The sequence below is a fragment of the Amycolatopsis azurea DSM 43854 genome, assembly GCF_001995215.1.
Classification (GTDB): Bacteria; Actinomycetota; Actinomycetes; order Mycobacteriales; family Pseudonocardiaceae; genus Amycolatopsis; species Amycolatopsis azurea.
Map to the genome: position 1 here is coordinate 440,595 of NZ_MUXN01000016.1, position 11,870 is coordinate 452,464.

Annotated in this window: 6 protein-coding genes; 1 reads left to right on the plus strand and 5 read right to left on the minus strand. The window is 72.1% G+C overall.

Translation table 11 applies throughout. From position 1 onward, the window contains the following. The first annotated feature begins 1 nt into the window (after position 1). A complete protein-coding gene (locus B0293_RS23095; RefSeq protein ID WP_005165582.1) occupies positions 2-2,728 on the plus strand; it encodes an ATP-binding protein in 2,727 nt (908 codons plus the stop codon). A 6-nt stretch (positions 2,729-2,734) separates the two neighbouring features. Here B0293_RS23095 and B0293_RS23100 read toward each other — a convergent pair whose 3' ends face one another. The 5 genes from B0293_RS23100 to B0293_RS23120 form a co-directional block, all read right to left on the minus strand. Further along, positions 2,735-5,518: a helix-turn-helix transcriptional regulator gene (locus tag B0293_RS23100; RefSeq protein WP_005165584.1), complete on the minus strand. Its 2,784-nt coding sequence runs from the start codon at positions 5,516-5,518 to the stop codon at positions 2,735-2,737. A gap of 449 nt (positions 5,519-5,967) precedes the next feature. Then, positions 5,968-7,521, minus strand: coding sequence for an MFS transporter (locus tag B0293_RS23105; RefSeq protein WP_005165586.1), 1,554 nt, complete (start codon positions 7,519-7,521; stop codon positions 5,968-5,970). After that, complete coding sequence (locus B0293_RS23110; RefSeq protein WP_245192086.1) at positions 7,518-8,456, minus strand: ACP S-malonyltransferase; 939 nt, start codon at positions 8,454-8,456, stop codon at positions 7,518-7,520. The genes B0293_RS23105 and B0293_RS23110 overlap by 4 nt, the downstream gene beginning before the upstream one ends. A gap of 27 nt (positions 8,457-8,483) precedes the next feature. Further along, complete coding sequence (locus tag B0293_RS23115) at positions 8,484-9,896, minus strand: class I adenylate-forming enzyme family protein (protein ID WP_005165589.1); 1,413 nt, start codon at positions 9,894-9,896, stop codon at positions 8,484-8,486. 19 nt (positions 9,897-9,915) lie between these two features. Next, the gene (locus B0293_RS23120) at positions 9,916-11,607 is read right to left on the minus strand and encodes a flavin monoamine oxidase family protein (protein WP_005165592.1); all 1,692 of its coding nucleotides are present in this window, start codon (positions 11,605-11,607) and stop codon (positions 9,916-9,918) included. Positions 11,608-11,870 lie beyond the last annotated feature (263 nt).

Sequence of the window (11,870 nt, forward strand, 5' to 3'; positions counted from 1 at the left end):
CATGATGATCGAGCGAGCGGATCAGCTGGCCGCGATCACCGGGGCGGTCGCCGAGGCCCGTACCGGGGCCGGGGAGTTCGTCGTCGTCCGCGGCGGGCTGGGCGCCGGCCGGTCCGCGCTGCTGCACGCGGCGGGGGAGGAGGCCGCCGCGCGGGGCGTGCGCGTGGTCCGGGCGGCGGCGACGCCACTGGAGCGAGGGGTCGTCCACGGCGTGGTCTGGCTGTTGCTGGAACCGTTGCTGGAGGCCGGGCGTCGCGGGGAACTGCTCACCGCGGTCCGGGCCGACAGCGAGTTCCCGGCCGATCCGGCCGACGCGCGCCGGACCCACCTCGTGTTGCACGAACTGCTGGGACTGTTCACCGAAATGGTGCGCGACACCGGCCCGGTGGCGCTGCTCGTGGACGATCTGCAATGGGCGGACGCGGCCTCGGCGCGCTGGCTCGCCTATCTGGCCAAGCGGATGAGCAGGCTGCGGGTCCTCGTCGTCGCGACCTTGCTGGACGGCGACGATTCCGCGGACGACATCGTGGTCAAGGACATCGCCCGCACCGCGGCGCGCACGGTGCACGCCGCCCCGCTCTCGGCCGCCGGTGTCCGGGCCTACCTGACCGCCCGGTGCGGAGCCGAGCCCGCTCCGGAATTCGCGGACGCCTGCTACGCGCGCACCGGCGGATCGCCGATGCTGCTGGACGCGCTCGTCAACACGATGCTCGGGCACGGCCTGCGTCCGGTCGCCTCGGCCGCGGCCGACCTCGCCGCGCTCCGGCCCTCACCCGCCGCGGCCCGGCTGACCCGGTGCCTGCGCGCCCAGCCGGACGACGTCCGCGCGGTGGCCAAGGCGATGGCCGCGCTCGGCGAGCCGACCGAGACCGGCGTCCTCGCCGAACTCGCCGGTCTCGACTCGCCGGACTTCGACGCGGCGCTGCGCGCGTTGCGCAGGCTGGGCGTCGTCGAGGCGCCCGCCGACGGACTGCTGCGGTTCGCCGGGGAGATGGCGGGCGATCTCGTCGCCGATCAGCTGAGCGCGGAGGAACAGGACCGGCTGCATCTGCGCGCCGCGAATGTCCTCTACCGCAACGGAAGGCCGGTCGAGCAGATCGGACGGCAGCTGCTGGCCACGGTCGCCGAACCCGAACCGTGGGCCGCGGACGTGCTGCGGACCGCGGCCAGCGCCGCGCTGGCGAACTCGTCGCCGCGGACGGCCGCCCAGTACCTGCAGCACGCGCTGGCGCATCCGGGGGCCGATCGCGCGGAGCTGCTCGTCGACCTCGCCGCCGTCGAACGCGGTTACGATCTGCCCGCCGCCCACCGGCACCTGCACCAGGCGCTGGGCCTGATGCGGGACCCGGTCGACCGCGCCTTCGCGCTGGGCCTGCTCCCCGTAGTGGCCGGAGTGCGCTTCGCCGCGGACGTCCGCCGTCTCCGGCAGGTGCTCGCGGAACTGCGCGAGGTCCCGGGTCCGGAAGCGGCCGAAGCGGCCCTGCGGATGGAGGCCCGGCTTCGCTACCACGAACGGGGCGTACCAGGTGTCGGGGACGCGGCGGCGGACCGGCTGGCCGAACTCGGACCCGCACCCGCCCAGGATTCTTCGGCCCAGCGGGAGCTGGTCGCCGTCCTGCTGTACCTGATGACCGTCGCGGGCACCGCGCCCCGGGAGTCCATTGTGGACCTCGCCAGGCAGGTGCTGGAGCGGGAACCCGGTTCGCCGGACCAGATGTACACCACGCTCCCGCTCACGGTGCTGGTGCTGGCCGCCGCGGACTCGCTCGACGGCGTCGACTCCTGGCTCGCCGCGGCGTGCGGTTCCGCCGAAGATCCGGACCTGCCGACACTGGTCGCGTGGGCGGGGCAGGCGCTGGTGGCCTCCGCCACGGGCCTGCTCGGCGTGGCGAGGGACCGGGCCCAGGCGGTGCTGACGTCGGCGGGGCCCAGCCGGGTCGGGATCACCATGACGGCGATGCGAGTGCTGGCCGAAATCGCGATGGAGCAACGAGATCCGGCGCTCGCGAGGCTGCTCGTCGACAACCTGGAGGTCGAACACGACCCCTGGCTGCGGTCGCTGGCCCATGGCACCCTGGCCCTGACCGAGGCCAATCACACCGCGGCCGCCGAGTATTTCCTCGACTGCGTGCACCAGCTTGAGCGCTTCGGGAACCGTGTCCTCCTGCCGCTGCGCGGCCAGATCGCGCTCCTGCTCGCGGCCACCGACGATCCGAAGCGGGCCGAAGCGGTCGCACAAGGCGAGGTCGAGCGGGCGTCGTCGTGGGGCGCGCCGTCTTCGGTGGGACGCGCCCTGCGCATCCGCGCGACGCTGCTCGACCGGGACGAGGACGCCGTCCCGGTGCTGCGCGAGGCCGCGGAAGTCCTGTCCCGCTCGGGAGACCGGCTCGAACTCGCCCGCACACTGGTCCTGCTCGGGGAACGCGGCACCGGACCCGACGCCCGTGAGCGGCTGCTGGAAGGCCGCAGCCTGGCGGCGGGCTGCGGGGCGAGCTGGCTGACCGGATCCGCCGAGCCGTCGGAGCAGCCGGACGGCGGGCTGCTGACCGCGACCGAACAGCGGGTGGTGGAGCTGGCCGTGTCCGGCCGACGCAACCGCGACATCGCGGAACTGCTGGAGGTCACCGTGCGCGCGGTGGAGAAGCACCTCACCAGTTCGTACCGCAAGCTCGGCATCACCGGCCGCGCCCAGCTGGCCGCGGCGATGCGCGGTCACCGGGCCGGGTGACCGCGGTCAGGAATCGGCGAGGACCGCCGCGGTGCCGAGGCGGCCTTGCAGCCACGCCGCGGCGAGCTCCACCCGGGAATGGCTGCCGGTGCGCTCGAACAACGACGTCAGCCGGGCTTCGATGCGTTTCTCGCTGACCTGCAACGCCGCCGCGATCTGCCGGTTCGTGTGGCCGTTCGCGATCAAGCCGACGATGTGCCGCTCCAAGGGATCCAGCGTCGCCCGGTCGGTCCGGTCCACGCGGTCGGTCGAGAAGGCGATCCGGTGCTGATCGAGCAGCGCCGCGACCGAGGTCAGCGACACGACGGCGTCGAGCCGCTGCAACGTCCGGTGCGCTTCGAGCAATGACGGCGCGGGGACCGGGCTCACCTCGCCGAACGCCGTGCACGCCTCGGCGATCCGGAACGCGTCACCGGACTGCCGGGCCAGTTTGACCCCCGCGCGCACCGATTCCATGTCGCCGCGCACGAGACCGCCGCACACCAGGGCCGCCTCCTGGACCGAAGCCGTCGGGCTGCGGGCGGCGAGACCCTCCAATTCGGACAGCAGGCGGGTGACGGTCTCGGTGTCCCCGTGGCGTCTCGCTCCTTGCAGGAGCCGGGCGAGCAGGCGTTCCATCCCCGCCCGCACCCCGCGTTCACGGCAGTCCGTGTAGTCCTGCCGGCCTCGCGCGATCGCCTCGTCGTACTGCCCCGAGGACAGCCGAAGCCGGCACCGCACCCACGCGACGTATGCGTCGGCGGAAGTGCGGAAAGGCAAGCGGCGTAACCAATCCGCCGCTCGGTCCGGCTGGTCGCGCTGAGCGCAGATCTCCGCGGCGAACACACTCGCGAACCGGTGACGACGGGGCGGGTCCCACCACAGCCTGCCGCCTTCGAGCCGCCGCGCCAGCGACAGCGCCGCGTCCCACTCGCCCTCGCGGTAAGCCTGCCGGACCGCGTGCCAGCCGACCGAAAAGCCGGTCGTCGGCGGCTGATAGCGGCCACGCAGCAGGACGTTCAGCACGCTGACCGTGTCGAGGACTTCGGCGGCTTCGGCGACGTCGTCGTGCGGCGGCATTTCCGGTGGTACCAGCCATTCCTCGGCCGGTCTGCCGCCGTCGCCGGGCAACGCGCCCAGCAGGATCCCGGCGCCCAGGGCGAACAGGTGATCTTCCTCGGCGCCGCAAGCGCGCGCGAGCGCCCGGACCGCTTCGGCGGCCAACGGCCGGTCGGTCCGGTTGACCGCGTCGAGCAGCCGACGGCATTCGCGAGCGGTGTCGAGGGCACGGGCGACCTCGACGGCCAGCGGTCGCACGACGTCGAGTTCGGCGAGCCGCTGTTCGTGGGCGAGCGCGCCGAGCCAGCACATCAGCACGGTGGCGGACAGCCGAGCGGACGGCCAGTTGCCGTCGAGCCGCGGCGCGACGAGGGTGGCGAGGTCGTCGGCCAGCGTGCCGTAGCCCCCGGCCGCGAGGCTGTCCGCGAGCAGCGCCCGGAGCACTTCGGGAAACCGGTCGTCGGACGGATCGAGCAGCCGGAGCGCGGCCAGCCGATAACGGCGGGCCGTCGGCAGGTCGGTGCTCGCGCCCGCGGCCGCGTCGAGCAGGAGCCCCGCCGCTTCGGGATCCGGCGGCGACGGCGGAAGCTCGGTCAGATGCGGGGCGACCTCGGCAGGGTCGACCGGACGCCGTCCGAGGAGGTCCCGCGTGATCCTCCGGTGCAGGACGGTGCGCCAGCGCGTGCCGTGCGCCAACCGGAGTCGGCCGGCCAGCGCGGGGACGGCGAATTCCACCGCGCCGTCCGTGCCGGAGCGAAGGATCCCCGCCCGGACCAGATCGTCGAGGGCCTGGCCCGTGGCCGACGGCGTCAGCGCCGCGGCGGATGCGAGCCAGTGCAGTCTTTCGAGGGTGGGGGCGCCTTGTTCGCTCAGCACGGCGATGACGGCGGCCAGCCGCCGGGCGGGGCGCCCGAGCCGCCGCAGCCGGAGCGTCTCGGGGTGACCGTCGGGCAGCACGATCGGCGGGCCCGCGCCGATCAGGCAGACGTGCTCGTCGACGACCGACAGCCTGCCGGTGGCGCGCAGCCCGGCGATCGTCGCGGCGACGGTGCCGGGATTGCCGAACAGCGGACCGAGCGCCGTGCGGACCGAGGCGACGAGCGCGGGGTCGCTCGCGATCCGCCCGGCGCGGGTCGTCCAGCCGGGCAGCAGCGCCGTCGTCTCCGCTGCGGTCAGCGGCCGGAGACCGATGGTGCCGTCGGCGACGGCGAGCAGCTTGCCGACCGGGCCGCCCGCCGGACCCCGGCCGTTCACTGTCGCGACGGTGACGGTTCCGGTGGCGCGGGCCCCCTCGGCGACCAGGGTGAGCACGGTGGCGAGCTCCGGCGGCAGCAGGTCGAAGTCGTCGAACTGCAGCACGATCCGGCTGCGCGGGGCGACGGTGGCGAGGACGGTGATCAGATCGTGGGCCGTCGTCTGCGGTCCAGCGCCGGAACCGGACTCCAGCCTGGCGCGGAGCCAGGCGACGGCGCTGAGCATGCTGACCAGCTCGGGCCGGTCGAGCGCGGTGATCAGTTCGACCAGCTGGGTCGTCAGCCGGAGCAGGACGGTCCCGGGATCGGGGCCGGCGGGCACGGGCAGCACCGTGGCGCCGGAGCGACGCCCGCGCTGGGCCAGGCCGGAGAGCACGGTGCTGCGGCCGCTGCCCGCGGGCCCGTGCACCACCCAGATCGCGCCGGACCCGGCGAGGACCCGGTCCCAAACCGCCTGCGCGTCATCCGGTCCGGCACTCGTGACGGCCGTCGCTCCCATTTCCCTCCTCGACCGGCGCGGGACCACGGCGCGGCCGGGCGACGATCGCTCCGAGCATGGCGCAAGGAGGACCGTTCGGTCGGGAGGTCAGGCGGCCGGGGCACCTTCGGCCAGCATAGTTGCCCCGGCGGACCACGGAGCGGCTTTCCGTCGCGTTTCGTCCTCTGAATGCGGTCCTTGCGCGTGCAACTACCGCATCCAGAGGACTAACCGCGGGTGCTCAGTGGTGACGAGTGAGGCGAAGGGGACTTTCCCCTCATCACACGCGCGGAAAGTCCCCTTCGCCCCGGGGCCTGCCGAACGGGCGAGTGACAGAACACGTGGCCTTTGGCTTACCTCGCACTAGAACGACACTCGCCACTCACGACCACCCCGGCCTGGCGCGGTCTGGTGGGCGGTGGCGTTGTGAAGCCGGCATGGCGGCGAGCGAGCATGACACCTACCCCTCACTAACCGCGGGTGCTCGGGGCCTCGGCCACCGGGTCGGGTTGAGGGGGGACGTCGGTTTCGATCACCTTCGGGACGCCGCGCAGGCTCCGCAGCGCCACCACCGCGAGGACGACCATCACCGCGGCGCTCCCGAGCATGCTGGTCCGGATGCCGCCGACGAACGACTCCTCCGCGGCCGTGCGGACCGCCGTCGCCACCGGTTCCGGCAGGCCGGTCGCGACCGCCGCGGTGGCGCTGAACGACTCCCGCACCTGGGCGGCCAGATCGGGCGGCACACCGGCGGGCAGGGTCAGGTTCGCGTGGTAGACGGCCGACAGCACGCTGCCGACCACCGCGATGCCGAGTGAGCCGCCGAGTTCGTAGGCGGTGGCGGAGATCGCCGACGCGGCACCGGCGCGGTCCCGGGGGACCGTGCCGAGGATGGTGTCTCCGGTGACGGTCAGGGTGAGCCCGGCGCCCGCGCCGAACGCCACCTGCGCGGCCAGGACCAGCAGATACGACGAGTCCGTGCTCACCGCGCCGAACAGCCCGAAGCCGACCGACGCCAGTGCCAGCCCGCCCGAGACCGTCGTCGCCCGGCCGAACCGGCGCACCGCCTTGGCCGCCACGACACCGCCCGCGACGAGCGCGGCGATCGCGCCCGGCACGAAAGCCAGTCCGGAGCGCAGCGGGCTCCAGCCGAGCACGAGCTGGAAGTACTGACTGGAGATCAGGGCGAACGCCGACATCGTGAACACCGACACCAGGTTCGAGCCGACCGACGCGGAGAACCCGCGCCGCCGGAACAGGTCCAGGTCGATCAGCGGCTGATCGAGACGGCGCTGGCGCCGGGCGAACCACAGCAGCGAAGCACCCCCGAGAGCGAAAGCGCCGAGCACCTCCGGGTACCAGAGGCCGACGTAGAACGCGCCCTTCAGCGCGTACACCACGGCGACCAGACCGACGATGGACAGCAGCACGCTGGGCAGATCGAGCCGCAACCGCCCGCTGGACCGCGATTCGGGGACGACGCGGGCGGCGCCGAGGATCAGCAGCGCCACCGGGATGTTGACCAGGAACACCGATCCCCACCAGAAATGCTCCAGCAGGACCCCGCCGACGATCGGGCCGATCGCGAAACCCGCGGCCGACACCCCGGCGGTGACGCCCACCGCGGCCGTCCGCGCCCGTTGAGTGGTGAAAACCGCGCGCAGCAAGGAAGTCGTCGAGGGCAGCACGGCGGCGCCCGCGACACCCAGCAGCGCGCGGGCGGCGATCAGCGTTTCGGCGCTCGGGGCGTAGGCGGCCACCAGCGAGCCCAGCGCGAACGCCGCCACGCCGATCAGGAGCACCCGCCGCCTGCCGAACCGGTCGCCGAGGTTGCCCATGGTGACCAGCAGGCCGCCCATGGCGAAGCCGTAGACGTCCGCGATCCACAGCAGTTCCTCGGCCGACGCGCCGAGCTGGGTGGTCAGCGCGGGTACCGCCAGATGCAGCACCGTCATGTCGATCGCGACCATCAGCTGCGCCAGGCAGGACACCGTGATCGTGGCGATGTCGCGGGCCTTGCTCATGCGGCCACCGCCTCGGGCAGGCGGGGCCGGGGTTTCGGTTTCAGGGTGTCCCGGAGGTCGGCGCGCAGCAGGGTGAACGCCGACGTCAGCCCGGGCAGCCGGTGCAGCAGGTGGTCCGGGCCGGCGACGAGGACCCGGCCGACGCCGAGCCTGGCGAACCGGTGGACCAGCCCGGGGAGCCGCACCGCGTTGACCGTCGACTCCAGGAGGAGCGACGCCGCCTCGTCACCGGTCCGGACCGGCTCTCCGTCCTGATCGGACACGATCGGCAGGGCCGGGTCGGCGAACCCGAACCCGCCGAAGACCTCTTCCGCCAGCTTGTCGCGCAGCCCGCCGAGCATTCGCGCGTGCGCAGCCGGACGCATGGTCGTGAGCGCGTACCCGCCCGCCGCCCGCACGCGCCGGACGAATTCGTCCAATTCGGACTCCCGCAGGGTCACCAGGTGGACCTCGTCGTCGAATCGGCCGGACAGTTCGTGGCCGATCCCGTCGAGGATCTCGCCGAGCGCCGGTTCCGGCGTCCGCACGATGAACTGGCTGACGAGATCCTGGTGCGCCGTCTCGAAATACTCCCGTTCCCGGATCGCGACGGCGTCGACGAGCCGGACGAGATCCGCCAAGGGCAGTGCGCCGGCGCGGACCACGGCGGCGCGTTCACCGAAACTGGCGCCGCCGACCGCGACCGGCACCAGTCCGTGCTCCCGCTCCGCCCGTTCGGCGAGCGCCAGCGACGCGAGCACGAACGCGATCTGGGTGTGCTCGTTGTACTCCTCGTCCGCTCTGGCGAGCGGATCCAGCAGGGAGCGCCCGAGCGCGTGCTCGGCCACGCCGAGCAGGCGCCGGGCCAGGGGATCGATGACGAGGAACCGGCCCAGTTCCGCAGCACGGGCCGGGCCCATGCCGGGGAAGAGGACGGCATCGGTGGAAAGGTCCACAGTGCACACCCAGTTTCGTGGTGGGGATCAGAGTTGTTCGGCGGCGGCGAACTGCTCCAGCCGCTTCCGGTCCGGTTTCCCGTTGCGGTTCAACGGGAACTGATCGGTGACGAGGACGCGGTTCGGCTGCTCCGCGGGCGGCAGTACGCCGCAGATCCGGTCACGCCAGTACCGCGAGTCCCGCCGCGCGTCGTCCTCGACGACGAACACCAGGCTCGACCCGCGACGCTGATCGGGCAGCGCGACGATCTTCGCGGAGCAGCCCTCACCGGCCAAGCGGTGCTCGATCACCTCCGGGTGCAGGGTGTGCCCGTTGCGGTGCACCGCCCGTTTGCGCCCGACGACGAACAGGTTCCCGTCCGAGTCGAGCCTGCCGAGGTCGCCGGTGGCGTACCAGCCGCGGTCGACCGGGAGTACCTGCCCGGTGGCGTCGAGGTAGCCCTCCATGAGATCAGGGTCGAGCACGAACAGCTCGCCGACCTCGTCGTGGGGCAGCACGGTGCCGTCGTCGGCGCGGACTTCGAGGGCCAGCCCCTCCACGATCTGCCCGCAGCCGCGCGGGTTCCCGACGTTGGCGAAGGCGACGTTGCCCATCTCGGTGCTGCCATAGCTGTCGAGCAGCGGCATGCCGAACAGCTCTTCCGACTGTCCCACAACCCCGGGTTCGAGCGGGGCGGCGCCGCTGCACAGCATGCGCACACGGGAGAATTCTTCTTTGAGGGCAGGACGTTTGCCGATGATGTTGAACAGGCTGCGGTAGGTGGACGGCGTCGCGTCGACGACCGTCGCGCCTGCCCGGCCGGCCAGGCGCAGCGCCCGGTCGGGGCGGCGGTAGGGCGCGATCACCAGCGAGCAGTCCCGCAGCCAGGCGATCATCACCATGGACAGGCCGTACTGGTGGTTGAACGGCAGCAGCGGCAGGAGGACGTCGTCGGCGACGTGGCCCACGAGATCGGCGTTGCGTTCCAGGTTCTTCAGGAACCGCGCGCCGTTCTTCGCGACGCCCTTGGGGACGCCGGTCGAGCCGGACGACCACATCACGAGGCTGTCGGGAAGCTTTTCCCAGACGTCGAAACGAAGTTGGACGTCGGTCGGGGTCCGGTCGGCGGCGGCCACCATGATCTCGTAGGTGTAGGCCGCGGGCGCGTCCACCGGCATCGGCGCGTCGTCGTCGACGACGGCCAGCACGACACCGGAACCGGCGATCGTCTCGGCGGTGCGGTCGGCGTGTTCCATGTGATCGACGAGTACCACGGACGCGCCGACGTGCATCAGCGCGACGAGGATCGTCAGGTAGGCCAGCGTGTTGTCGGCCTTGAGCAGGACACGGTCACCGGAGCCGACGCCCCGGTCCCGCAGTACTTCGGCGACGCGGAGGGCCTGCTGTTCGAAGGCCGCGCCGCCGGTGACCGCGTCGGGGGAATAGATCTTCGCGAACATGGGGAAGTCCTTTCCGCTGTCAATCCAGGCTCACCGGGGCGATCTCGTCGAACACGTCGCCGGGACCGGGGTTGTCCGGATGGGTGCCGCCGCCCAGGTGCTCGACGACGCCCCACACGGCGTTCAGCGCGGTGGTGACCGCGCTCTCGGAGAAACCGGCGATCCACGCGACGTCGTCGCCGGCCAGGAAGAAGCCGCGGTGGTGGTCGGCGGCGTCGCGCTGCATGAACTGGGTGAACAGCCGTCGCTGGTAGCGGTAGCTGCCGGGCAGGCACGATTTGAAGGCGCCCTTGAAATGCGGCTGGGTCTCCCAGGTGATCGCGATCGGCGGGCCGATCATGTGCGAGCGGATGTCGACGCCCGGGTAGATCTTGGCCAGCGCGTCCAGCATCACGTCGAGCCGCTCGTCCGGGCTCAGCGAGGCGACCTTCAGCGAGTCGTCGTTCCACGTGTAGGACAGCAGCATCGTGCCGGGTTCGTCGGGGCCGTTGTCGATCAGGTAGACCCCGCGCGGGATGCGGTCGGTGAGCGTCGTGCTCATCACGTCGCGGCCGGTCGCCGGGTCCTGGTCGAGCCAGAACGGGCGGTCGGTGATGACGAACAGCTTGGACGCGCCCATGTAGTGGGTGCGCTCCAGCGCGGTCCAGACCTGCTGCGGCAGGAGGGCGTCGTCGCTCTTCATGCCCGAGAGCAGATTCCAGTTCTGCGCGGCGAAAATCGCGGCAGGGTAGGTGCGCACGTCGCGGTTCGCGTCCTCGATGGTGAACCCGCGGCCGGTCCGGTCGATCCGCACGACCGCCGGGCGCGGTTCGCCGCCGTGCAGGCTCTCCAGCGACGTGCCGGACGGCCAGTACTCGATGTCGGCGGGCTGGTCCGACCACAGGCCGAGTGGCAGCTGCTGGCAGCCGCCGATGATCCGGTGGTGCTCGTCGCTGGTGTCGGTGCAGATCACCCGCAGGATCTCGAGCGCGGAGTTGGGGAAGTCGGTGTCCCAGCCGCCGCAGCCGAAACCGACCTGGCCGAAGATCTCGCGGTGCTCGAAGGACGAGAACAGCGGCGACGAGGTCAGGAATCCGTAGAACGACACGTTGTCGAACTTGGTGACCAGGTGGTTCCACAGCGCCTTGATGGTCGTGATGTCGCGGCGCCGAATGGCGTCCTCCATCAGCGACATGTCGGCCTGCTCCTGCAGCGTCTTGGTCCACGCGTCGTTGACCTCGCGGTACACCGGCGGCAGGTCGGCGGACGTCCGCGCCCAGTGGTTCTCGCCGTGCAGGTTGATCACCGTGCTCGGCGACGCGGGGGAGAGCGGGTTGGGGAACGGCGTCGTCTCCAGCCCGACCTTGTCCATGTAGTGGAAGAGCGCCCCCGCGGACGGTGGGAAGCGCATGGCGCCCAGTTCGGCGACGGCGTCCGGGTAGCCGGGCAGGCTCACCGAGCGCATCCGGCCGCCCAGCTGTTCGGCCTCGTAGATCACCGGCTTCAGGCCGAGCTTCATCAGCTCGTAGGCGGCCACCATCCCGGACAGCCCGCCGCCGATCACGGCGACCTCGGTGCCGTGCGCTTGGCGCGGCACCCGGCCGATGCCGGCGGGATGGCGGATCCAGTCGTCGTAGGCGAACGGGAAATCGGGGCACAGCATGCTCGTCGGCGGCGCCGCCTCGGCCCGCTGGCGGGGCAGGACGCGTTCTTCGACAGGAGACATGGTCATCGGCGTTACCTCCGGCACTAGTGGCGTCGCGCTGACGGTCCCGGGCCGGCACGAGGACGCCGGCGTCCTCGTGCGGCTCCGGGGCTGTGCGCTGAAATCGGGGCGCTGAAATCCGGTTCGCCGAAAGCCACGTTAACGATTCCGATCAGGCGCGCTGGATACCTTTTCCACCGCTTGCCCACGACCCGGAAACCCGGCAGGGAGCGAGCGGTTACCCGGCGGTGGAACAGTTCCGTCCCGCCCGCGACGGCCGCGATGGCTAA